The following is a 22561-nucleotide window of genomic DNA, read 5'->3' as shown; positions in this document are numbered from 1 at the left end:
GGCCGCCTCAAGGACTGGCGCAGGATCGCAACCCGCTACGACAGATGTCCCAAGGTCTACCTCTCGGCCATCGCACTCGCCGCAACTGTCATCTTCTGGCTCTGAAACTCAATGAGTCCTGAACCTAAGCGCCATCCTTACCGCCCAGCGGGCCCCCGTTTGCCTATCGCGCTCAGTCTTCCCTTTTTTCAGATCAAATCTACTTAGCCATTCCCGCAGCATCCAGTCTCCCTCCAAGCCATCATTCGACTGGGTCAAAGAGGTCAGCCAAAGCTCCTTTCTTTGGATCAAAGACAAAAAGACCTGAGGCGAGCAGTAATGAAAAATCTCGTCCGGCATGCGGCCCTCCAAATGTGGTCCTGGCGCGTAAGGCTAACGGCACAACATATCCGACATCAACCCTCCCCCCTTGCCCCCCTCCCCCCAGCCCCCTACTCTCCCCTGCATGGACACCAAACCCGACAAAGGCTGGCGGGGCACGCCGGAGCTGTGGCTGGATGCCGCCTATGACCTCCTCGTCGAGGGGGGCGTCGAGGCGGTCAAGGTCATGCCGCTGGCCGCGAAACTCGGCCTCTCCCGCACCTCGTTTTACTGGCACTTCCCCGACCGTGAGGCGCTGCTTGCCGGCCTCATCACCCGCTGGGAAAGCCGCAACACCGCCCAGCTTGTCGCCCGCTGCGAGGCCCCGGCAAAGACCATCGCCGAGGCCATGCTCTCGATCTGCGACCTCTGGATCACGCCCGCCCTCTTTGATAGCCGTCTCGAATTCGCCATCCGCACCTGGGCCCTGACCGATCCCGCCCTGGCCACAACCCTGGCCGCAACCGACGAGACCCGGACCCAGGCCCTCACCGCCCTCTTCCTCCGCCACCATTTCCCCGCCCACGAGGCCGATACCCGCGCCCGCGCGCTTTACCTGACCCAGGTGGGTTATATCGCCATGCGGACCGAGGAATCCCTCTCCCAGCGCCTCTCCCGCATCCCCGATTACGTCCTGATCTTCTGCGGCCAATCGCCAACCCCGGCCGAACTCTCCGCCTTCCAGGCCCGCCACCCATGCTGACCAACCCCCAGGCCCGCCGCCTCTTCCTGGCCTCCCATGCCCTGGCCGAGGCCCCGACCCTCCCCGCCAAACCGCAAGACATCGGCGCGCTGATCCACCGCATCGGCTTCGTCCAGGTCGACAGCATCAACACCGTCGCCCGCGCCCATCACATGATCCTCTGGTCGCGCCGCAACGCTTACCGCCCCGAGACGCTGGACAAGCTCCTGGCTGGGCGCCAGCTCTTCGAACACTGGACCCATGACGCCTCGATCATCCCGACCGAATTCCACCCGCATTGGCACCACCGCTACCAAGAGGCCGAGGCGCGGCTGGCAACGAAATGGGCCTCCTGGTTCCGCCCCGGCTACGAGGAGCAGTTCCAGACCATCCTGCAGCGCATCCGCGACGAGGGGCCCCTGACCGTCTCGGATGTCGGCCAGGATGAGGACTCGGGCCAAGGCGGCTGGTGGGACTGGAAGCCCTCGAAGACCGCGCTGGAATGGCTCTGGCGGACCGGCGCGCTGGCCATCACCCGCCGCGAGGCCTTCCGCAAGGTCTATGACCTGACCGAGCGCGTGATCCCCGAAGCCCACCGCCACCCCTCCGGCACACGCGCCGAGATGATCGACTGGGCCTGCAACTCCGCCCTGGACCGCCTCACCTTCGCCGACCCTTCCGAACTGCGCGCCTATTGGCACATCATCACCCCCGTCGAGGCCAAGGCCTGGGCCGATGCAGCGCTAAAGCGCGGCGAGGTCACCCAGACCCTCCTCCAGGGCGCCGATGGGACCACGAAAAAGACCCTCACCCGCCCCGAGACCCTGACCGCGGCCCCGCCCGAGCCCCCTTCGCGCCTGCGCATCCTCTCCCCCTTCGACCCCGCGCTCCGCGACCGCGACCGCGCGGAGTTCCTCTTTGGCTTCCGCTACCGGATCGAGGTCTTCGTCCCCGAACCCAAGCGCCAATACGGCTATTACGTCTTCCCCGTCCTGGAAGGAGACCGCCTCATCGCCCGCCTCGACGCCAAAGCGCGAAGGGACCAGGACGCCCTGCACCTCCGCGCCCTCTGGCCCGAACCGGGCATCACCTTCACCAAGGCCCGCCAGGCCAAGCTCGACGCCGAACTCGCCCGCCTCGCCCAATTCGCGGGCCTCTCCCTTGTGACCCGCGAAGACGACTGGCTCCGCTAATGTTTTCAACTTGGCTCAAATATCTCTCGGGGAGGTTTGGAGGGGCAGACAGCCCCTCCAAGGGGTCCGCCCAAGGCCGCCCTAAGGCCAAATAACCCCAAAGCATAAGTCCAACCGCCAAGCCGAATTGGACAAACCTTCGCCCCTGCGGCAAAGCAAATGCAACCCACAGGAGGCCCCTATGCTCGACCAAGTCACCGACCTGCGCGCCCTGCTCAAGGATCCGACGCTTCTGCCGAACAAGGCCTATGTCGCGGGCCAATGGATCGAGGCTGCCGACGGCAAGACCTTCGCCGTCACCAACCCGGCGCGCGGCGATGTCATCGCCCATGTCCCCGACCTGACCCGCGCCGACGCCGCCCGCGCCATCGCGGCCGCCGACAAGGCCCGCCACGGATGGGCCCAGCACACCGGCAAGGAGCGCGCCGCCGTGCTGCGCAAGTGGTTCGACCTCTGCATGGAGAACCTCGACGACCTCGGCACCATCCTGACCGCTGAACAGGGCAAACCCCATGCCGAGGCCAAGGGCGAATGCGCTTACGGCGCCTCCTATATCGAATGGTTCGCCGAAGAGGCCAAGCGCATCTATGGCGAGACCATCCCCGGCCATCAGCGCGACAAGCGCATCACGGTGATCAAGCAGCCCATCGGCGTGGCCTGCTCGATCACGCCCTGGAATTTCCCCAACGCGATGATCGCCCGCAAGGCGGCCCCCGCCTTGGCCGCCGGCTGCGGCTTCGTCGCCCGCCCTGCCGCCGAGACGCCGCTTTCGGCCATCGCTCTCGCCGTCCTGGCCGAGCGCGCCGGCGTCCCCGCTGGCGTCTTCTCCGTCATCACCTCGTCGCGCTCCTCCGACATCGGCAAGGAATTCTGCGAGAACCCGAAGGTCCGCAAACTGACCTTCACCGGCTCCACCGAGGTCGGCCGCATCCTCCTGCGCCAGGCCGCCGACCAGGTCCTGAAATGCTCGATGGAACTCGGCGGCAACGCCCCCTTCATCGTCTTCGACGACGCCGACCTGGACAAAGCCGTCGAAGGCGCGATGATCTCGAAGTTCCGCAACAACGGCCAGACCTGCGTCTGCGCCAACCGGATCTATGTCCAGGCCGGGGTCTATGACGCCTTCGCCGAGAAGCTGGCGGCCGCGGTCAACAAGCTCTCTATCGGCGACGGGCTGAAGGCGGGCACCACCACTGGCCCGCTGATCAACGAAGACGCCGTCGCCAAGGTCGAAGAGCATATCGCCGACGTCCTGGCCTCGGGTGGCAAGATCGTCACCGGCGGCAAGCGCCACGCGCTCGGCGGCACCTTCTTCGAGCCCACCGTGGTGACCGGCGTCCTGCCGACCGCCAAGGTCGCGACCGAGGAGACCTTCGGCCCCCTCGCCCCCCTCTTCAAATTCGACACCGAAGAGGAAATCATCGCTCTGGCCAATGACACGATCTTCGGCCTGGCCTCCTATTTCTACTCCCGCGACATCGGCCGCATCACCCGCGTCCAGGAGCAGCTGGAATATGGCATGGTCGGCGTGAATACGGGTCTGATCTCGACCGAAGTCGCCCCCTTTGGCGGCGTCAAGCAATCGGGCCTGGGCCGCGAAGGCTCCCACCACGGGATCGAGGATTACCTCGAGATGAAATACATCTGCCTCTCGGTCTGAGCGCCAAGCCGGACCAGATGGCCCCCCGCCCTGGCGGGGGGCCAATTCATTCCCGCAGGTCCCAACTGTAAGTCGTCGAATCGCGCAGCTTGCGGATCTGCGGGGCCAGGGCCTCGACCTGATCGGCGGGGATCGGGCCGGGGTGGCGCAGGTAGGACCAGTCCAGGACCAGGTCGCCGTGGTCCTGGTAGCTGGAGAAACTGTAGTCGAAAGCCCTGGAATAGAGGCTGAACCCCTCGGGCGGGTTCAGGGTTTGGTCCTGAACCGCGACCCGGGTGGTCTGGCGCAGCGACAGCGGCCCGCCCAGTCCCAGCGCCCAGCGGCGCGGCGCGGGCAGGGGCAGCGTCAGGTCGCCGAACAGCTCTCCGGTTTCGAAGCGCATGTCGCTCAACACGCCCGAGGCCTCGACCGCCGCCGCCGTCATCCGTGCCATGGCCAGTTTGGTCACCACGCCGGCCTCCCGGTCGTCGGTCACCAAGAGCTTTCCGACCGGCTCCATCCCGTCGAATGTGTCCAGATACCAGGACAGGAGCTCCGTCTGGGCATCCTCTTCGCTGGCGGTCGCGAGGCTTGCGCGCTCATCGTCGCCCTTGCGCCCGCCATAGCGCGTCTGAACCACAAGGAACATGCCCAGGTCGTTGACCTCGAAGGATTCGTCCACCTCGACCCAAGCCTGGGTCTTTGGGTCATAGGGCACGGGCTCCAGCACCTTCTGGCCGGGGCCGGTCAAGGGCAGGGCAAAGGCCACTTCGGGAACGGCCTGGGTCGCCAGGCTCCCGCCCTGGAGGCTTTGCGTCGGATCGACCCACCAGGTCTTGCCGCCCAGGGAAATCCGCAGGATCGCATGGTCAAAGACCCAAAGCGCACGCGGCTGGAGCGGCAGCCCGCGCCCCTCGTCCAGGTCGGTCAGTGCGACATCCGAGGCGATGCCGAGGAAAGCGAGGCTCTGACGGGTCAGAAGCGCCTTGTCCTTGCAATCGCCATATCCGGTTTCGACCACCTCGGCGGGCTTGCGCGCCAGGTAGCCCCCGGCGCCCATCGACAAGGAGACATAGCGGATGTCGTCCTGCACGAGCCGCAGGACGGCCAGGGCCTGGTCCTCGGGCGCGGGATGGGCCTTGGCGATCTCGGTGAGCCTGGCCTGCCAATCGGGCGGCAGGGGGTAATCGGCCCGGTAATGCGGCGCAAGCGCGGCCACGACCGGCCCCCAATCCGCCGCCTCCGACAGGCGCACCGTGGCATAGGGATCGGCCTCCATCGCGGTCATCTCTTCCAGTTCGACGCCCTGATCGCCGCGCAGGGTCCACTCCAGAAGGCGCGCGCCCTGCCAGCCGGGGCCCTCGGTCGCGGTCAGGCCGGCCAAGTCCGGAACCGGATCGGCATGCAGCGCCCGCCCCGCCGGCCAGTGAAAGCCGAAATGCACGAGGTCCATGGGCAAGTCGGTCTGCAACGGCATCGAAAACGCCAGGGGCAGGTCCGCGATATAGGGACGGCGACGGGTGACCCAGGCGAATTCGACCAGGTCGCCGACCTTGACATCGGGCACCTGGTAGACCGCCGTCAGCGACCCGTCGAGGATTCCGACCTCGAGCCCGGTCTCGCGCCGGATCACCTCGGGCCGCACCCGGTCGGCGAGGTCAAGCGCCTGCCCGCCCCGCCAGCGCCGCAGGGCCACCAGCGTCACGGTCTCTGACCCCGGGTCGAAGTCCAGTTGAAAGCTCGCCGCGCCTTCGACCCCGGCCCGGGTCACCGCCGCCCTGACGAAGCGTTGGAAGTAGACCTCCTCCCCTCCCTCCAAGACGACCTGGACATCGACCATCACGTTGTGCACGCCGCCCTGGTCACCCGGCTGGCGCGTCACCTTCTCGGGAAGGGGCAGGAAAACGGCCCAGTCCGGCGCCTCTCCCCTGAGGACGCCCTCGGCCCGCGCCACGGAGCCCAGAACACAGACGACAACAAGCACAAGGCGCGCGAAACAGCGGAAGGTCATGGAAACTCCGTTTTTCCGAAGCTTAGCAAGGGCAAGCCGATTTTCAAGACCGGGTTGGGGGCGCGTGTTATCGCCTATCAAGCCCGCGTTTTTGTCTAACTTCGGCCCCTGCCCCATCTCTGGCTTACCCGACGGCGACAAACCCGCCGCAGAAAGGAACCAGAGATGCTGCCTCTTCTCTCCCTCAAGTCCAAGGCCCTCACTGCCGCCCTGATCGCGGCACTGGCCCTCCCCGCCCCGGCGATGGCCTGGGGCAAGAACGAACAGAACTTCACCAAGGGCGTCCTCGCCGCGATCATCGCGGGGGCGATCATCAAGGACATGAACCGCCAGGCCCATGCGAGGCCGCAACCGCAACCGCAGCCCGTCTACCAGCCGCCCGTCTATCAGCCTCCGGTCTACCAGCCGCCGGTTTACCAGCAGCCCCCCGTCTACCAGCCCGCCCCTTCGGTCTATTCGACGGCCGCCGCCCAGGCCTTCAACTCCTATTCCCGGAATGAGCGCCTGCGCATCCAGTCGACCCTGGCCAACTATGGCTATTACCGCGGCGGCATCGACGGCGCCTTCGGGCCGGGCACCTACCAGGCCGTCACCGCCTATGCGCAATCCCAGGGCCGCCTCGCCGACCTGAACACCCGTGGCGGCGCCTATGGGATCTTCGACGGCCTGATCTACTGAATTACCCAGAAGGCGCAGAAGCCTCGAGCAGTCTTTCGACACAACCCTTTTCCGTGCGAGTATCCCCGGAGGCGGCGTCCCCCCGCCTCCGGGTTTTCCCTATCCCAAGGCCCCTATCCCAGGGCCCCTATCCGAGGGCCCTTGCCAGGTCCTCGACCAGGTCCGCAGGATCCTCCAGCCCGACCGAGAGCCGGAAGACCCCCTCCCCCGCCCAGGTCCGATAGCGTTCAAGCGCCGCCCCCTCCATCCGAAAGGTCGAGGCCTGGATTTCCGCCGTCGGGATCAGCACGCAGATCGACCGCTGATGACCCAGCGAAAAGGCGTAATGGATGACCCGCAGCCGCTCGGCCATGGCCCGCGCCATGGCATGAGGCTCCGCGACCTGGAAGGTGATCATCCCCCCGCCCAGGTCCATCTGCCGAAGCGCAAGCGCGCGTTGCGGGTGATCCTCGGCCCCGGGCCAGGTCACCTTGGTCACCTTGGGATGCGAGGCCAGGAACCCGGCCAAGACCGCAGCATTTGCGCAGGACGTCCGCAGCCGGGGGAACAGAGTGTCGATCCCCCGAAGGATCGCCCAGGCATTCTGCGCCGACAGGGTCGCCCCGAGGTAAACCCCCGACCGCGACCGCAACCGCGCGATGAGCGCCTTCCCCCCGATGACCGCGCCGCCCAGGGCATCGCCATGGCCATTCATGAACTTGGTCAGCGAATGAATGACCAAATCCACCCCATGCTCCAGGGGACGCGTGATCACAGGTGTCGCCAGCGTCGAATCCACCGAAACCAGGACGCCCGCCGCATGGGCGATCTCGGAAAGCCCCCGCAGATCCGTCAACCGCAGGATCGGGTTGCAGGGGCTCTCGGCATGGATGAGCCGGGTTTCAGGCCGTATCGCCGCCCGCACCGCCTCGAGGTCGGAGAGGTCCACCGCCGAAACCGAGATCCCGAAATCCGGCAGGATCCGAGTCGCAAGCTCGAAGGCCCCGGCATAGCAGACCTCCGAGACCACCAGGTGATCCCCGGCCTTCAAGAGCCCGAAGAAGACCGCCGCAATCGCTGCCACCCCGGTCGCGGTGCAAAGCGCCTCCTCGCCCCCCTCCAGCGAGGCCAGCCGCGCCTCCAGGGCCCGCACGGTGGGATTGGTCCAGCGAGCGTAAAGATAGGGCAGATCGGTCAGGTCGGCGCCCTCGGCCGAAAACCCCGCCGCCCCGGGCACGAAGACATTGTTGACCGAAGCCACCAGGTTCGGCGCAATCGCCCCCGTGACGGGATCGGGCCGCAGCCCCCCGTCCAGGGCCCGCGTGGCCGGGCGCATCGGCACATCCTCATGCGCCACGCCCGGCAGTGGCTGACTGGTCAACTCCATGGCACCCCCCTTGTTTCCCCCGCTTTTCCTCTGCCGCGCAAACCCACGCAAGCCAAAAGGGGCACCCAGCGGCGCCCCTTTCAACTTGGTTCAAATATCTCCACAGGGGGTTTGGGGGACGTGAAGTCCCCCAAGCGTTCCGCCATCCCGCCCTCAGGCGTGCAGAGCCTCAGGCTTCTTCTCCAGCGCTTTCGGCGCTGTCACCCCGATCTCGATCCGGCGCGGCTTCAAGGCCTCGGGCGTTTCGCGGATCAGGTCGATATGCAGCATGCCATTCTCATGCACCGCACCGGCAACCTTCACATGATCGGCCAGCGCAAAGCGGCGCTCGAAGGCGCGGGTCGCGATGCCGCGATGCAGATAGGTCCGGGGCGCGGTCTCGGGCGCGCGCTTGGCGCTGACGTAAAGCCCGCCCTCCTTCACCTCGACCGTCAGCTCATCGGGCGAGAACCCAGCCACGGCGATCGAGATGCGATAGGCATCCTCGGCGGTCTTTTCGATGTTGTAGGGCGGATAGGTCGGCTGCGCCACATCGGCGGCGACCCGGTCCATCAGGTCGGCCATCCGGTCAAACCCCACGGCGGCACGGTAGAGCGGAGAGAAATCAAAAGCTTGCATGGCATCCTCATCGAGCGATACGAAAGGCCCTCCCCCTTGGGACGGGCGGTGAACCGGACCCCATCCGGGCATCCGATACGCTCAATCTGGGAAGCGCGCAGCGGCGTTTCAAGACCCTCAGGGCGCCTCGGTCGCCGGAGGCTTCACGAATTTGGCCGAGCCGCTCGCCTGGCCGCCCGACAGGACCTGCACATTGCCCGGCCGGTGATCGGCCTGCTTCAACGCCTTGGTCAGAGCTTTCAGCGGGATCTCCAGGCCTGAGCCCAGCGCCACCTTCTGCCCCTGCAAGTCGGCCTTGGCCGAGACGACCGAGACAATCTCGACCCCCTCGGGCCCGATGCGGAAGACCGGCGCCCCCGAGGAGCCGAAATCGACATCGCAGGTCATGACCAGGATGCCCTCTTGCCGGTCGACGACCGAGCAATCCTCTTGCAAGGAGGGCGTCTCGGCCCGCTCCTGCGCGTAAGAGACGACGCCCACCCTCTCGCCTGCCCCGGGCGCGCGGCCCACGGCAAAGGGCTTGACCCCGGGCAGAAGGATCGGCTGATCCAACTCGATCAGGGCGATGTCATCGGCGACACGGTCCAGCGCATCCTCGCCGCCATAGGCATAGTCCGGATGGGCCACGGCCTGGCGGACGCCGCGATAGGCCTCGGCGCGGCCATTCTGCCAGCCCGCCAGGAACTTGATCTCTTCGGGTTTCAGCCGCGCCCCGGTCTCCTTGTCAAAGAGGCAATGCGCCGCCGTCAGAACCAGTTGCGGCCCGATCAGCGCCCCGGTGCAAAAGCCCCTGTCGCCCAGGACCAGCTTGCCCACCGCCTCCCAGCCCTTGCTATCGTTCAGCGTGTTCAGCGCCACCAAGGGCGCCTCGGCGGCTGCGGGAAGCGCCAGGGCGATGGCAAAAGCGGTTTTCCAAAACAGGGCAGCGGCGCGCATGAGACCTCCGGGTTTGTCCCGGGATAGCGGCTCAACCCGGCGGAATTGCGGCAGGGGTCGGGTATTCAGGGGGCCAGCCCCTTGGGCAGAGGCCCGCCCGTGGCCCAATCCAAGAGGCTGACCGTATGCACCACCGGCACGCCCGCCCCCTGCCCGATCTGCACCATGCAGCCGAGGTTCCCCGCCGCGATGACCTGAGGCGCCTTGGCCATCAGCGTCTCGACCTTGCGCCGCCGCAACTCGGCCGAGATCTCGGGCTGCAACAGGTTATAGGTCCCGGCCGACCCGCAGCAGAGATGCGCATCGACGGGCTCCACCACCTCGAAGCCCGCCTTTTGCAGAAGCTCCTTCGGCAGGGTCTTGATCTTCTGCCCATGTTGCAGCGAACAGGCCGCGTGATAGGCGACCCGCAGGCCGCCCTTCCCCTGGGGCAGGCCCAGGGCGGCCACGACCTCGGACACATCCCGCGCCAGGCCCGCGACCTTTGCGGCCGCCTCAGTCCCCAGAAGCTGACCATAATCCTTGACCGTCGTCCCGCAGCCCGAGGTGGTGATGACCAGCGCATCCAATGGCTTGGCCGCATGTTCCGCCATCACCGCCCGCACCTGGGCCTCGGCCAGGGCCTTGGCGCGACCCTCGGCCCCCATGTGCAGCGGCAAAGCCCCGCAACAGGCGATGTTCTTCGGAATGACGACCTCTGCCCCCAGCCGCGTCAAAAGCCGGATCGTGGCCTCGTTGATCTCGGGGTCCAGCGCCTTTTGCGCACAGCCCGTCATCAGGGCGACCCGCATCTTCGGCGCCGCCACGCTATAGGTCTGCGGGTCCTCGGCCCGCGAAAGCGCCGGAAGCCGCCTCGGCGCCAAGGCCACCATGCCCTTGAGCCGCCCCGGCAGGAAGCGGGCCAGGGGCCGCACCAGCCCCGCGCCAAACAAAGCCAGGCGGAACCGCGTCGGATAGGGCAGCACCCGCAGAAGGATCCCGCGCAAGAGCCGCTCTCCCAGGGGCCGCCGGTAAGTCGCCTCGACGTGGGCGCGGCCCAGTTCGATCAGATGGGCATAATCCACCCCCGAAGGACAGGTCGAGGTGCAGGACAAACACCCCAAACAGCGGTCCAGGTGCTTGACGGTGCGGGCATCGGCGGGACGGCCCTTCTCCAGCATCTCCTTGATCAGGTAGATGCGGCCGCGCGGGCTGTCCAACTCGTCGCCCTGGACCTGGAAGGTCGGACAGGTCGCCTGGCAGAGCCCGCAATGCACGCAGGTCCGCAGGATCTTGTTGGCCTTGGCATTGATGGGATCGGCCAGCTGATCGGGCGTGAAAAACGTCTGCATTCAGACCATCCCCCCGGGATTGAAGACGCCCCGAGGGTCGAACTTGGCCTTCACCCCCGCCATGAGCCGCGCCACGCCGGGCGCCTCCTCGCCCCAGGCGCGACCGCCGATTTGAAGACTGGGGCCCCGCAGCAGCATGGCATGCCCCCGCCCCCTGACGGCTTCCCGCACCGCAGTCCCCGCCTCACAGCCCACCCAAATGAGCCCCCCCGCCCAGTCAAAGCACAGGTCCGCCCCCGGCAAAGCCTCCGCCACCGCCCAAGCCTCGGAGGGCACGACCGACAGCCGCCAGATCTCCGCCCCCCGCACCGGAGCATCCCGCACCAGACCCCAATCCGCCTCGACCTCTTCCCAGCCGGGCAAGAGCTCCTTCAACCGCCCCGCCCGATAAGCAACCGAGCCCGCCATGCCCTCGATCCGGACCCAAGAGCCAAAAGCCCCCATCGCCGCCCCCGAGATGTCGAAAGGCGACCCCAAGGCGCGCCGCAAACAGGCCAGCCCCTTGGCGCCCTGCTCCGGCCCGCCCAGGGTCACCACGGCCTCGGGCATGGCCTGCACCTTCAAAGCGACCTCCGTCAGAACCCCAAGCGTGCCCTGCGACCCCGCCATAAGCCGCACCAGGTCCAGCCCCGTGACATTCTTCATGACCCGCCCGCCCGACTTCACGACCGCCCCAGTCCCATCGACGAACCTCACCCCCAAAAGGTGATCCCGCGCCGCTCCCGCCTGCATCCGCCGAGGCCCCGCCGCATTCATCGCCACCACGCCCCCCAGCGTCGAAACCCCTTCCCGCCCCAGAACCCCCCGCAAATCCGGAGGCTCAAAGGCCAACCGCTGCCGCTCCCCCGCCAGAAGCGCCTCGACCTCGGCCAGCGCGGTCCCCGCCCCCGCCACCAGCGTCAGCGCGCCGGGCTCATAGAGTCGCACCCCCGCAAGCCCCGAGAGGTCCAGCGCCTCCCCCCCGGTCAGCACGCCCCGCGTGCCGCCACCGCGCAGCGACAGGGCCCCCGATTGGCCCGAGCCCCCCCGCACAATCTCACAAACCTCGGCCTCGCTCTCAGGTCTCATGCTTTCACACTGGTCCAAATATCCCACAGGGGGTCTGGGGGACGTGAAGTCCCCCAGCGCTTTCAACCCGCACGCCGCCCTTCGCTGGCCGCCAAGGGAAACACCTTGGCCGGGTTCAAGAGCCAGCCCGGATCAAAGACATCCTTGACCCGCATCTGCACCTCCAGATCCGCCTCCGAGAACTGCACCCCCATCAGGTCGCGCTTCTCCACGCCCACGCCATGCTCTCCGGTCAGGCATCCCCCCACCTCGACACAGAGCTTCAGGATCTCCGCCCCCAGGGCCTCGCAGGCCTCGAGCTGGCCGGGTTCATTGGCGTTGTAGAGGATCAGCGGATGAAGGTTGCCATCGCCCGCGTGGAATACATTGGCCACGGCGAGCCCGGCTTCCGCCGTCAGCTCCCCGATCCGCCGCAGGACGTAAGGCAGCGAGGAGACCGGAATCGTCCCATCCAGGCACATGTAATCGGCGATGTTGCCCATGGCGCCAAAGGCCGACTTGCGCCCCAGCCAGATGCGCCCCGCTTCTTCGGCCGAGGCCGCCTCGCGCCAGACCTCCGGCGCGTGCCGTTCCGCAATTTCGCGAATGCGGGAGAGCTGCTCGGCAATCTCGCCGGGCGAGCCCTCGACCTCGATGATGAGCAAAGCCTCGCAGTCCGGGTAACCCGCATGGGCGAAAGCCTCGCAAGCGCGGATACAGGGGCGGTCCATGAATTCGATCGCCACCGGCAGTATCCCCGCCCGGATGATATCGGCCACGCAGGCCCCCGCCACCTCGTTCGCCCCAAAGCCCAGCATCACGGGCAGCGCGCCTTCCGGCTTGGGCAGGATGCGCAGCCAGGCCTCGGTCACCACGGCCAATTGCCCCTCCGACCCGCAGATCACCCCCAGGAGATCGAGGCCCCCGGCATCCGACCAGGGGCCGCCCAGGGTCACCACCTCACCCGACATCAGGACAGCGGTCACCCCCAGGAGGTTGTTCACCGTCACCCCGTATTTCAGGCAATGCGCCCCGCCCGAGTTCATCGCGATGTTCCCGGCAATCGCGCAAGCCAGTTGGGACGAAGGGTCCGGCGCATAGAACCAGCCGTCCAGCGCCGCCGTCACCGCCAGGTTGGTCCGCCCAGTCTCGACCCGCACGAAGCGGTTCTCGTAATCCACCTCCAGCACGCGGTTCATCCGGGCAACCCCCAGGACGACGCAATCCTCCGTGGGCAGGCTCCCCCCCGCCAGCGAGGTCCCGGCCCCCCGGGGCACGACCTTGACGCCCATCTCGGAACAGGCGCGCAAGACCTCCGAGACTTCCTCGGTCGTCCTTGGCAGCACCACGGCCAGGGGCGGGCAGCGATAGGCCGACAAGGCGTCGCATTCATAGACCCTCAAGCCTTCGGCGTCGGAAATCACCCCATCGGCAGCGACGATCCCGGAGAGCCGTGCCACGATCCGCGTCTTGGCCGAAAGGACCGCAAGGTCCGGCTTTGGCATGTCCATGAACCACCTCCATCCGACAGGCTAAGCCGCGCTTACCCCCATGACAAGCCGCCTTCCCCGCCCTATCGTGGCGGGCATGAACCTGCTGTCCCACTTCTCCGCCACCTTCACCGCCCTCGACACATTGGGCTTCGTCCTCCTGATCCTGTGCTGGCTCGGCACCGGTTTCCTGGCCGAGCATCCGCCCGCCTGGCGCCCTTCGGTCAGCCACCTGATGAAGGACTACCGCCGCAAGGGCATGGTCGAGTTCCTGACCCGCGCCCCCCGCATCTTTGACATCTCGCTGATCGACAGCCTGCGGCAGGGGACGGCCTTCTTCGTCTCGGGTTCGATGATCGCCATAGGTGGCGGCGTCGCCATGATCGGCAATGCGGCCACGCTGCAGGGCCTGGCGCGCGACCTGACCATCGGCCTCGACCCCAGCCAGATCCGGGTCAAGCTGATCGTGGTCGTGGGGTTGATGGCCAATTCGCTCTTGAAATTCATGTGGAGCCACAGGCTCTTCGGCTATTGCGCGATCATGATGGCGGCGGTGCCCAACGACCACACCCATCCCCATGCCCTGCCCCGCGCCCTGCAAACCGCCGAGATCAACATCACCGCTGCCAAGGGCTTCAACCGGGGGCTCAACGGCGTCTACTTCGCGCTCGCGGCCCTGGCCTGGCTTCTCGGCCCCGAGGCGCTGATCGCGGCCACGCTCTTCACCACCGGCGTCATGCTGCGCCGCGAATTCGCCAGCCATTCGCGCCAGGTGATGCTGGAGAAGCTGTAAACCTGCGCTCCCCCCCAAAAACCGCCTCCCGCCCCATTATACTTTGTTCACAAACTCCCACGGGGAGGTCTGGAGGGGGGCCAGCCCCCCTCCAGCCAGGGGGTTTGGGGGGCGGGAGCCCCCCAACTCCGCCCCCCGCTTCAGACGACCTCACCCGCCGCGATCCGCGCCCGCAGCGCCCGCCCCTCGATCAGCACGCGGCCACAATGGGCCTCGTCCATCTTGTCCCAGGTCCGGTACATCTGCGCCATGCGCGGATTGCCCTGGAAACGGTCCCGATGGCGGTCCAGGAATTCCCAGTAGAGCAGGTTGAAGGGACAGGCCGTCACGCCGACCTTCTCTTTGACCTTGTAGTGGCAGCCACCGCAGTAATCCGACATCCGGTCGATATAGGCGCCCGAGGCAACATAGGGTTTCGAGCCCAAAAGGCCGCCATCGGCGAACTGGCTCATGCCCAGGGTGTTCGGCGCCTCGACCCATTCGAAAGCGTCGATATAGACGGCCAGGTACCAGCGGTGGACCGCCTCGGGGTCCACCCCGGCCAGCAAAGCGAAGTTCCCCGTCACCATCAGCCGCTGGATGTGATGGGCATAGGCCAGGTCGCGGGTCTGGCCAACGGCATCTTTCATGCAGGCCATCTTCGTCGGACCACCCCAATAGACCGGCGGCAGGGGCGCGTCATGGCCCAGCGCGTTCGAGGCCAGGTAGTCCGGCCCCTTCAAGGCCCAGATGCCGCGCACATATTCCCGCCAGCCGATGATCTGGCGGATGAAGCCCTCGACAGAGGCAATCGGCGCGCGACCGGCCTGGAACTCGGCCTCTGCGGCCCGGCAGACCTCCAAGGGCGAGAGGAGCCCAAGGTTCAGGCAGGGCGACAAAAGCGAATGCGACAGGAAGGGCTCGCCTGCCAGCATGGCATCCTGTTCGAAGCCGAAGCGCGGCAGGGAATGGGCCATGAAATGCGCCATGGCTTCAAGCGCCTGGTCCCGATCCGTGGGCCAGGCAAAGGGCCCAAGCTTGCCGAAATGCGACCCGAAGCGCGCCGCGACGAGGTCGAGCACCTCTTCCACCACTTCATCCGGGGGGAAGCGCAGGGGCGCAGGCCGCAAGAGGTCGCGCTTGGCGGCATTGCGGTTGTCGTGGTCATAGTTCCATGCGCCGCCCGCAGGCTTTCCCGCCTCCATCAAAAGCCCGGTCTTGCGCCGCATCTCGCGGTAGAACCATTCCATCCGCAGCGACTTGCGGTCCGAAGCCCAGGCCGCGAAGTCGGCGGAGCCACAGAGGAAACGATCATCCTCCAGCCATTCAGTCGGCAGGGCCGCCATGGCCGCACGCAGGCGCCAGTCGCCCGGCAGCACGGCCAGGGGGTCGAGCCCGGTCTCCGCCATCCGCCGCAGGACCTCGGCGGGCAAGGAGCCCGCGTTGGCCGGGTCATCCAGCCGGGTGTAAAGCACCCGAAACCCGCGCCGCTCCAGCCTTGCGGCGAACTTGCGCATGGCAGCGAAGACCAGGGCGATCTTTTGGGGATGATGCGGCACGGGGGTGGCCTCCGAGACCACCTCGGCCATCATCACCACATCCCGCCCCGGCACCGCCCCACGCAAAGAGGCAAGGTCATCCGAGAGTTGGTCGCCGAAGACGACAATCAGCCGCGCTTTTTCCATCCCCCGCACCTAGCCGCAGAGAGCCCCGCGTCAAGACGCTCTCCCCACAGTCGGCAGGGCCCAAGGCCGTCCTTTGGCGGAGGCGGCTCAGTCGGCAGAGCCCCCTCGCCGCCGCCCCTCGACCAGCCAGGCCGCCACCGCCGCAAGCCCCGCCAGCATCAGCCAGAGCCAGGAGGGCAGCAAGGGCGCCACCGAGATCTCGCCCGCCTCATAGGCGCCGCGCGGGGTGATGCCGATCCAGCCGCGCCCCACGGCCGGGCGGCCCTGGTTCACCAGCCGGATATCCGGAATCCCCGCCTCCAGCCGCATCACCCCGCCCCGTGTCGGCTCGACCACGCCCACCAGCTTGTCGCCCGTGGCGATGGTCTCCTCGAACTCCTTGGGCGCCGAGGGGCCCACGGCCACGACCCGCGCCAAGTCGCCCTGTTGCAGCCGGTAAAGCCCCAGCTGCGGCGCCTCCCAGGTTGTCTCGTAAAGCCCGGGCGACTTCTGTTCCAGCACCAGGGTCTGGACCGTCCCATCGGGCAGCGTCACCGTCACCGGCGGTGGCACCGTGTCAAGCACGGTGCGGCGGCTCAGGGTCAGGACCTGGCCCTCGGCGCTGGCGGAGAGGTTCTCTTCCTCCAGTTCCGGCTGTTTCAGCATCCAGTGGCCGAGGCGCCGCAAAAGCTCCAGCTGCGGCCCGCCGCCCTCATAACCCTTGCCCCAAAGCCAGCTCTGGTCAGAGGCCAAGACCGCCACGCGCCCCTTGCCCACCCGGTTCAGGACCAACAGCGGTTTCCCCTCCGGCCCCGACATCAAGGCCTGGCCTGCGATCTGGTTGACCTCGACCAGGCGGAACCAGCGGCCCCAGCCGCCCTTGGGCGCCAGAGCCTCGAGCCCCTCGGTCACCGGGTGACGGCGGCCAAGCTCGGTCACCTCGGGGCGGAAACCCTCTTCGATCATGACCGAGGTGGGCTCCACCGGCAGGACCTGCGCCAGGGGGGAGCGCCAGAGGCTGTCCACCGTCCCGAACTCCGGCCCTGCGGCGACCAGCACCGTGCCGCCCTCGTTCACGTAGTCGACCACGTTTTGCAGATAGCTCAGCGGCAGGATCCCCCGCATCGCATAGCGGTCGAAGATGATCAGGTCGAAATCGCGGATCTTGTCGACGAAAAGCTCCTTGGTCGGAAAGGCGATCAGCGACAGCTCGCTGACCGGGATGCCGTCCTGCTTTTCCGGCGGCCTGAGGATGGTGAAATGCACCAGGTCCACCTGGGGGTCGGATTTCAACAGGTTGCGCCAGACCCGCTCTCCCGGGTTGGGCTCTCCGCTGACCAGAAGCACGCTCAGCCGATCGCGGACGCCGTTGATCTGCACCACGGCGGCATTGTTGCGGTCGGTCAGCTCGCCCTCGGCGGCGGGGACCGAGAGCTGCAAGACGTTGATCCCGGCATGGGGAAGCTGGATCGGCAGCTCCAGGTCCTGGCCCACCGGCACGGTGAAGGTCGCGGGCGCATCGGCGTCCAAGGCAATGGTCACATCGACGGTCGAGGCCGCAGGCGCCTCGCCCTGGTCGTCGATGCGGAACTTCAGCACGGTCTTTTCGCCCATGATGGCAAAGGCCGGGGCATTGGTGATCTGCAAGCGGCGGTCCCAGTCGCCCTTGCGCCCGGTCAGCAGCACCTGCAAGGGCGCGGGCAAGGCAGGCGTGGCCTCCAGGTCATGGACCTGGCCATCGGTCACCAGGATGGCGCCCGCGATGCGCGACTGGGGCTCGGCGGCCACGGCACGGGAGAGGGCCTCCATGGCCAGTGTCCCGGCATTCTCGGCCCCATCGCCCAGCTGGACGATCCGCAGTTCCGTGTTGGGCAGGGTGCCGACCCGGGCCTTGATCGCCTCCACCGCCTGGGCGGTCTGGAAGGCGCGGTCCGAGAGGCCCTGGCTTGCACTGTTGTCCACCACCAGGATGACGATATCGGCAAGCGGCTTGCGCGCCTCGTCCTGCATCAGGGGATTGCACAAAGCGACCAGCAGGAAGCCCAGCGCCAGGGCCCGCAAAGCCCAGCCCGCCAGCCGCTTCCACACCGCCAGCGCCAGAAGCAGGGCCACGACGAGCCCCAGGCCGATCAGCAGGGGCGCGCCGATCAGGGGCTGAAAGATGACCTCTCTCATTCGCCCAGCCTCTCCAACAGCGCCGGGACATGGACCTGGTCCGACTTATAATTCCCGGTCAGCACATGCATGATCAGGTTGATGCCAAAGCGATAGGCATATTCGCGCTGCTCCTCCCCCGCCATGCCCCGTCCGACCGGCAGCAAGGGCAGCCCGTCGCCATCCACGGCCCAGGCGCTGGCATAGTCATTGGCGCCGATGACCACCGGGGTCACGCCGTCATTCAGGTTGCGGAAGGGCATCCCCTCGGCCAGGGCGGCATCGGGCGGCGCGGCCTCGACCCAAAGCGTGGCCTCCGAGAAGCGGCCGGGGAAGGTTTGCAGCAGGTAGAAGGTCCGCGTCAGGACGTGATCCTCCGGGATCGGCTCCAGGGGCGGGATATCGAGGCCCGAGGCGATGCGGCGCAGGGCCTCGGCCTCGGGCGAGTTCGGGCCATATTCCGCGTCGCGGGTGTCGAAGAGGATCATCCCCCCGGTCCGCAAATAGCGGTTCAGCTTGGCGAAGGCTTCGGCGGAGGGCACGGGGGCATCGGCAGTGACGGGCCAGTAGAGGAAGGGGAAGAAGGCCAGCTCGTCCGTCTCGATATCGACGCCCATGGGGGCCAGGGGCTCGACGGCGGTGCGATACATCAGCTCGTCCGACAGGCCCTGAAGCCCGGCCTGGGCGGTGTCGTCCACCGTGGCGTCCCCGGTCAGGACATGGGCCAGGACCACGCCCTGGGTCGCCGCAATGGCGCGTTCGTCATCGGCGCGGGCGTCATGCGGCAGGGCCAGCGCCAAAAGCAGCACCGCCGCCCGCGCCAACCGCCCCGAGACCTGCAAGGTCGCCAGGATATCCACCGCCATCAGCGCGAGCGCCAGGGCCAGGAGCGGCCCCTTCAGCGCGCGTTCCTGCGGCAGGGAGAGGTCGCCCCGGGTCACGCCCTCGGGCCAGCCTGCTTCGGCCATGATGAAGCCCTCGGGCACCGCATTGATCGCCACAACCCGCGTCTCGCTTTCATAAAGCCCCGGAGGCGCCTCGGCAAAGGTCCCCCCGCGCACCGCCCGCGCCAGGGTGGCGCCCGGCACGCCCGCAAGCCCCCCCGCATCGCGCAGGGTGCCAAAGCCGTCCATCAGCCGCTTGGGCGTCCAGGTCAGGCCAATCAGAGACCCGGGCGCGGCCCCTCCGCTGGCCGAGACCGCCAGCCGCTCCAGCATCTGCACGAAGAGCCCGGTCAGGGCCAGGTCCGACCATTCCGCATTGGCCGTGACGTGGAAGAGCACGACCTGGCCCAGGCCCAGGGTCTTGCGGGTGACGAGCGGAGTGCCGTCGTCCAGGGCCGCCAGGGTCCGGTCCGGAAGGTCCGGGTCGGGTTCGGCAAGAACCTGGGTCTTCACTGTCATCTCAGTCGGCAGGGCCAAGCCCCGGAACGGAGAGCTGTCGGGGAAGTCGGCCAGCCCCTTGGGCGCCCCCCAGCTCATCGCCCCGCCCGAGGTGAGCCCCCCGGCGCGCAGCCGCACCGGCATCAGGGGATCATCGCCCATATCGGCAGCCGCCATTCGGGGTCCGGCAAAGCGCAGTAGCAGCCCGCCCTTTTCGACCCAGGCCTTCAGGGCCTCGGCCTCGGCACCGGGCAGGGTCGCCACATCGGCCAGCACGATGACATCGGGTTTCGCAGGCACCACATCGGCCACCGCGCCCTCGATCAGGTCGGCCGAGGGCGCCAAGGCCTGGCGCAGGTAATGCAGGGGGGCCAGAAGTTGCAGCCCCTCGCCCTCGGCGGCATCTGACACCAGAGCGATCTTGCGGCGCTTGAAACTGTCGCCCGCCAGCGCCACGGCGCCTGCCGAGCCCGCGCCCTCGATCACCAGGCGCGTCACGCGGTTGCGGAGTTCCGGCGGCAGGTCCAGAAGCGCCTCGGCCTTGCCCCCGGCGAAGTTCAGCGTCTCGCGCGCCAGGTCGCGGTCCTGGCCCGAGGGGTCCGGCCCCCGGGCGATCAGGGTCTGCGGCCCCTCGCCCACCGGATGGCGCAGGGCGGCAACCTTCAGCTTCCCCGACTCGGTGGTCGCGGGCAAAAGCGCCACCACGGGTGCCGTCCCGGTCAGCACGGTCAGGGCGCCCCGGCCCTGCAAGGCCACGGCCAGCACGGGCCGCCCCTCGTGGCTCAGACCGTCCGAGACCCAGGCCGTGTCGAATTCCCCCTCGGGCAGGGCCGCGACCCAGGGCATGAACTGCGGCAGCCAGGGCCGCGGGGTCAGGCCGGAGATGCGGCCCTGGACCTGGTCGGCGGCCTGGAAGGTGATGGCCTGGGGCGCATCGGCAAGGACCGCAACGGCAACCGGGCGACCGAGGCGGCCCGCGCCCTCGACCAGGCTCTGCGCCTTGGCGAGGCGCTGCGGCCAGTCCGGCGCCTCGGCCCAGCCCCCGTCGAGCAGCACCAGAAGCGGCGTCCGGGTCAGGGCGGTTTCCTGCGGGTTCAGGATGGGCCCCGCAAAGCCCAGGATCGCCGCCGTCACCGCCAGCATCCGCAGCGCCAGAAGCCACCAGGGCGTGCGCGCCGCCTGGCGGTCTTCATCGACCAGACCCAGCATCAGGGCGACACCCGGGAAACGCCGCTTGATCGGCGCGGGCGGGATGGCGCGCAACAGGAACCACAGGACCGGCACCGCCACCAGCGCCAGAAGGATCAACGGAGAGGCGAAGCCGATCATCTGCCCTCCAACCCGCGATAGGCCCAAAGCAGCGCGGATTGCGCCGCGTCCCCGGTGTGGTGGGACAGGAACTGCCATCCCGCCGCCCGGGCGAGGTCCGCCAGCCGCGCTTTTCGCTCGGCGAGGCGCGCGAGATAGCGGTCGCGCAGGTCACCCGCCGATTGCGTCTCATGGGTCAGGCTGCCGCCCATCGAGGTAAAGACCGTGCGGCCCGAGAAGGGGAAGTCCTCCTCCGCCGGGTCCAGCACCTGCACCAGAAGGCCCCGCACACCCTGGGCGCTGGCCTCGGACAGGGCGGCTTGCAGGGGCGCAAGGTCGCCCAGGAAATCCGACAGGAAGACCGCCCGCCCCTGGGCCGAGAAGCTGCCCGGCAAAGGCGCGCCGTAATCGGCGTCGGACAGGTCCAAGGAGAGGCGCTCGATCAGCCGCAGCATCTGGCCCTTGCCCGCCCTTGGGCGCTCGGCCCCGGCAAGGCCCACCTGCTCACCGCCGCGCAGCAAGAGCACGGCCAGCGCCAGGGCCAAAAGCCGCGCGCGGTCGGATTTCGGCGCCCGCCCCTGGCCCGCAAAGGACATCGAGGCCCCGGGATCGACCCAAAGCGTCACCCTCTGCGCCGATTGCCACTCTTTCTCCCGCACATAGGCCCCGTCCGAGCGCGCCGAGTGCCGCCAGTCGATGGAGCGGTATTCGTCGCCCGCATGGGCCGCGCGGTATTGCCAGAAGTCATCGCCCCGGCCCGCCCTGCGGCGGCCATGCTCGCCCCAGACCACGGCCTGGGCCAGCCTCTCGGCCTCGGCCAGAAGCGGCGGCAGGGCATGGCCAAGCGCCTCGGCGCGGGCTCTGAGGTCTTGCAGGCTCACGCAGCGACCTCAAGCCGCAGGATGCGCGCGGTGGTGCGGGCGATGATGGCCTCCAGGTTCTCGCCCCGGGCGCGGGCGGTGAAGGAGAGCGCCATCCGGTGCTCCAGCACGGGCTTGGCCATGGCGGCGACGTCTTCCAGGGAGGGCGCCAGCCCGCCGCGCAGAAGCGCCCTGGCCCGGACCGTCAACATCAGGGCCTGGGCGGCGCGGGGGCCGGGGCCCCAGGAGAGCGTCTCGGACAACTCGCGCCCCTCGGGCTCGCCGGGGCGGCAGGCGCGGACGAGGTCGAGGATCGCCTCGACCACCTTGTCGCCCACCGGCATGCGGCGGATCAGGGACTGGGCCGCGATCAGCTCGGAGGGGGTGAAGACCTGCGCCGCCTGGGTGGAGGTGGCGCCAGTGGTGGCCAGAAGGATATCGCGCTCGGCCGCGCGGGTCGGATAGGGGACATCGACCTGGACGAGGAAGCGGTCCAGCTGCGCCTCGGGCAGCGGATAGGTGCCCTCTTGCTCGATGGGGTTCTGCGTGGCCAGGACGTGGAAGGGCGGCCCCAGCTTGCGATGGACGCCCGCGATGGTGACCTCACGCTCTTGCATCGCCTGCAACAGAGCCGATTGCGTGCGGGGGCTGGCGCGGTTGATTTCGTCGGCCATCAGAAGCTCGCAGAAGACCGGACCCGGCAGGAAGCGGAAGGACCGCGAGCCATCGGCCGCCGTCTCCAGCACTTCGGAGCCCAGGATATCGGCGGGCATCAGGTCGGGGGTAAACTGGATGCGGTTGGCCTTGAGCCCCATGACGGTGGAGAGCGTATCGACCAGAAGCGTCTTGCCCAGGCCCGGGAGACCCACCAAGAGCGCATGGCCTCCCGACAAGAGAGCCGCCATGGTCAGCTCGACCACCATTTCCTGCCCGATGAAGCGCCCCGCGACCGAATCCCGCGCCGCTGCCAGCTTTTGGCCGAGGTCTTCCATGGCCTGAACAAGGGTCGCATCCGTCATCTTCGGTCTCCTGCTGGACTTCCGTGCCACTAAACCCAATCTTGAGCGCAG

At 68.0% G+C, this 22561-nt stretch carries 17 protein-coding genes and 1 pseudogene; 6 read left to right on the top strand and 12 right to left on the bottom strand.

Features of this window, described 5'->3' with window-relative positions; translation table 11 throughout:
- The 4 genes and pseudogenes from GV832_RS03655 to GV832_RS03640 form a co-directional block, all read left to right on the top strand.
- Positions 1-105: pseudogene (locus tag GV832_RS03655) on the top strand (IS5/IS1182 family transposase); the annotation flags it as partial.
- 340 nt (positions 106-445) lie between these two features.
- Positions 446-1063: a TetR/AcrR family transcriptional regulator gene (locus GV832_RS03650; protein ID WP_168773455.1), complete on the top strand. Its 618-nt coding sequence runs from the start codon at positions 446-448 to the stop codon at positions 1061-1063.
- A complete protein-coding gene (locus tag GV832_RS03645; RefSeq protein WP_168773454.1) occupies positions 1057-2235 on the top strand; it encodes a winged helix-turn-helix domain-containing protein in 1179 nt (392 codons plus the stop codon). The genes GV832_RS03650 and GV832_RS03645 overlap by 7 nt, the downstream gene beginning before the upstream one ends.
- Positions 2236-2416: 181 nt before the next feature.
- Positions 2417-3895 carry an NAD-dependent succinate-semialdehyde dehydrogenase gene (locus GV832_RS03640; RefSeq protein WP_168773453.1) on the top strand — a complete coding sequence of 493 codons (1479 nt, stop codon included), beginning with the start codon at positions 2417-2419 and terminating at the stop codon, positions 3893-3895.
- Positions 3896-3941: 46 nt separating this feature from the next.
- Here the strand turns inward: GV832_RS03640 and GV832_RS03635 are convergent, their stop codons facing one another.
- Complete coding sequence (locus GV832_RS03635) at positions 3942-5885, bottom strand: DUF3857 domain-containing transglutaminase family protein (protein ID WP_168773452.1); 1944 nt, start codon at positions 5883-5885, stop codon at positions 3942-3944.
- A gap of 165 nt (positions 5886-6050) precedes the next feature.
- Here GV832_RS03635 and GV832_RS03630 point away from each other — a divergent pair, with 165 nt between their 5' ends.
- Positions 6051-6563 carry a peptidoglycan-binding domain-containing protein gene (locus GV832_RS03630; RefSeq protein WP_168773451.1) on the top strand — a complete coding sequence of 171 codons (513 nt, stop codon included), beginning with the start codon at positions 6051-6053 and terminating at the stop codon, positions 6561-6563.
- A gap of 127 nt (positions 6564-6690) precedes the next feature.
- Here GV832_RS03630 and GV832_RS03625 read toward each other — a convergent pair whose 3' ends face one another.
- From GV832_RS03625 to GV832_RS03600, 6 genes are all read right to left on the bottom strand, one after another.
- A complete protein-coding gene (locus GV832_RS03625; protein WP_168773450.1) occupies positions 6691-7929 on the bottom strand; it encodes a trans-sulfuration enzyme family protein in 1239 nt (412 codons plus the stop codon).
- 153 nt (positions 7930-8082) lie between these two features.
- On the bottom strand, positions 8083-8547 hold the full coding sequence (locus tag GV832_RS03620; protein WP_168773449.1) for an Hsp20 family protein: 465 nt from the start codon (positions 8545-8547) through the stop codon (positions 8083-8085).
- Positions 8548-8664: 117 nt separating this feature from the next.
- Positions 8665-9483: a trypsin-like serine peptidase gene (locus tag GV832_RS03615; RefSeq protein ID WP_168773448.1), complete on the bottom strand. Its 819-nt coding sequence runs from the start codon at positions 9481-9483 to the stop codon at positions 8665-8667.
- Between the two features lie 65 nt (positions 9484-9548).
- Entirely contained in the window at positions 9549-10814 is a 1266-nt protein-coding gene (gene glcF, locus GV832_RS03610) for a glycolate oxidase subunit GlcF (protein WP_168773447.1), read from the bottom strand.
- The gene (locus GV832_RS03605) at positions 10815-11882 is read right to left on the bottom strand and encodes an FAD-binding protein (protein WP_168773446.1); all 1068 of its coding nucleotides are present in this window, start codon (positions 11880-11882) and stop codon (positions 10815-10817) included. It lies immediately after the preceding gene.
- Between the two features lie 62 nt (positions 11883-11944).
- On the bottom strand, positions 11945-13372 hold the full coding sequence (locus tag GV832_RS03600; RefSeq protein ID WP_168773445.1) for an FAD-linked oxidase C-terminal domain-containing protein: 1428 nt from the start codon (positions 13370-13372) through the stop codon (positions 11945-11947).
- A 76-nt stretch (positions 13373-13448) separates the two neighbouring features.
- Here GV832_RS03600 and GV832_RS03595 point away from each other — a divergent pair, with 76 nt between their 5' ends.
- Positions 13449-14144, top strand: a complete 696-nt coding sequence (locus tag GV832_RS03595) for a DUF599 domain-containing protein (RefSeq protein ID WP_168773444.1) — start codon at positions 13449-13451, stop codon at positions 14142-14144.
- A gap of 140 nt (positions 14145-14284) precedes the next feature.
- Here the strand turns inward: GV832_RS03595 and GV832_RS03590 are convergent, their stop codons facing one another.
- From GV832_RS03590 to GV832_RS03570, 5 genes are all read right to left on the bottom strand, one after another.
- Positions 14285-15808 (bottom strand): cryptochrome/photolyase family protein, encoded by a 1524-nt coding sequence (locus GV832_RS03590; RefSeq protein WP_168773443.1) that lies wholly within the window; start codon positions 15806-15808, stop codon positions 14285-14287.
- Between the two features lie 87 nt (positions 15809-15895).
- Positions 15896-17962: a glutamine amidotransferase gene (locus tag GV832_RS03585; RefSeq protein WP_168773442.1), complete on the bottom strand. Its 2067-nt coding sequence runs from the start codon at positions 17960-17962 to the stop codon at positions 15896-15898.
- Entirely contained in the window at positions 17959-20652 is a 2694-nt protein-coding gene (locus GV832_RS03580) for a DUF4159 domain-containing protein (protein WP_168773441.1), read from the bottom strand. The genes GV832_RS03585 and GV832_RS03580 overlap by 4 nt, the downstream gene beginning before the upstream one ends.
- A complete protein-coding gene (locus GV832_RS03575) occupies positions 20649-21512 on the bottom strand; it encodes a DUF58 domain-containing protein (RefSeq protein WP_168773440.1) in 864 nt (287 codons plus the stop codon). The genes GV832_RS03580 and GV832_RS03575 overlap by 4 nt, the downstream gene beginning before the upstream one ends.
- Positions 21509-22510, bottom strand: a complete 1002-nt coding sequence (locus GV832_RS03570) for an AAA family ATPase (protein ID WP_168773439.1) — start codon at positions 22508-22510, stop codon at positions 21509-21511. The genes GV832_RS03575 and GV832_RS03570 overlap by 4 nt, the downstream gene beginning before the upstream one ends.
- Positions 22511-22561 lie beyond the last annotated feature (51 nt).

Source organism: Stagnihabitans tardus (assembly GCF_009925085.1).
In the GTDB taxonomy this organism is placed as follows: Bacteria; Pseudomonadota; Alphaproteobacteria; order Rhodobacterales; family Rhodobacteraceae; genus Stagnihabitans; species Stagnihabitans tardus.
The sequence above is the reverse complement of the archived record's forward strand: the minus strand, read 5'-3'. Positions and strand labels throughout refer to the sequence as shown.

Excerpts from the sequence above, each read along its gene's own strand:
- GV832_RS03590 (WP_168773443.1), bottom strand. The coding sequence starts at position 15,808 with ATGGAAAAAGCGCGGCTGATTGTCGTCTTCGGCGACCAACTCTCGGAT.
- GV832_RS03570 (WP_168773439.1), bottom strand. The coding sequence starts at position 22,510 with ATGACGGATGCGACCCTTGTTCAGGCCATGGAAGACCTCGGCCAAAAG.
- GV832_RS03635 (WP_168773452.1), bottom strand. The coding sequence starts at position 5,885 with ATGACCTTCCGCTGTTTCGCGCGCCTTGTGCTTGTTGTCGTCTGTGTT.
- GV832_RS03585 (WP_168773442.1), bottom strand. The coding sequence starts at position 17,962 with ATGAGAGAGGTCATCTTTCAGCCCCTGATCGGCGCGCCCCTGCTGATC.
- glcF (WP_168773447.1), bottom strand. The coding sequence starts at position 10,814 with ATGCAGACGTTTTTCACGCCCGATCAGCTGGCCGATCCCATCAATGCC.
- GV832_RS03600 (WP_168773445.1), bottom strand. The coding sequence starts at position 13,372 with ATGGACATGCCAAAGCCGGACCTTGCGGTCCTTTCGGCCAAGACGCGG.
- GV832_RS03605 (WP_168773446.1), bottom strand. The coding sequence starts at position 11,882 with ATGAGACCTGAGAGCGAGGCCGAGGTTTGTGAGATTGTGCGGGGGGGC.
- GV832_RS03595 (WP_168773444.1), top strand. The coding sequence starts at position 13,449 with ATGAACCTGCTGTCCCACTTCTCCGCCACCTTCACCGCCCTCGACACA.
- GV832_RS03645 (WP_168773454.1), top strand. The coding sequence starts at position 1,057 with ATGCTGACCAACCCCCAGGCCCGCCGCCTCTTCCTGGCCTCCCATGCC.
- GV832_RS03625 (WP_168773450.1), bottom strand. The coding sequence starts at position 7,929 with ATGGAGTTGACCAGTCAGCCACTGCCGGGCGTGGCGCATGAGGATGTG.
- GV832_RS03620 (WP_168773449.1), bottom strand. The coding sequence starts at position 8,547 with ATGCAAGCTTTTGATTTCTCTCCGCTCTACCGTGCCGCCGTGGGGTTT.
- GV832_RS03580 (WP_168773441.1), bottom strand. The coding sequence starts at position 20,652 with ATGATCGGCTTCGCCTCTCCGTTGATCCTTCTGGCGCTGGTGGCGGTG.
- GV832_RS03615 (WP_168773448.1), bottom strand. The coding sequence starts at position 9,483 with ATGCGCGCCGCTGCCCTGTTTTGGAAAACCGCTTTTGCCATCGCCCTG.
- GV832_RS03630 (WP_168773451.1), top strand. The coding sequence starts at position 6,051 with ATGCTGCCTCTTCTCTCCCTCAAGTCCAAGGCCCTCACTGCCGCCCTG.
- GV832_RS03640 (WP_168773453.1), top strand. The coding sequence starts at position 2,417 with ATGCTCGACCAAGTCACCGACCTGCGCGCCCTGCTCAAGGATCCGACG.
- GV832_RS03650 (WP_168773455.1), top strand. The coding sequence starts at position 446 with ATGGACACCAAACCCGACAAAGGCTGGCGGGGCACGCCGGAGCTGTGG.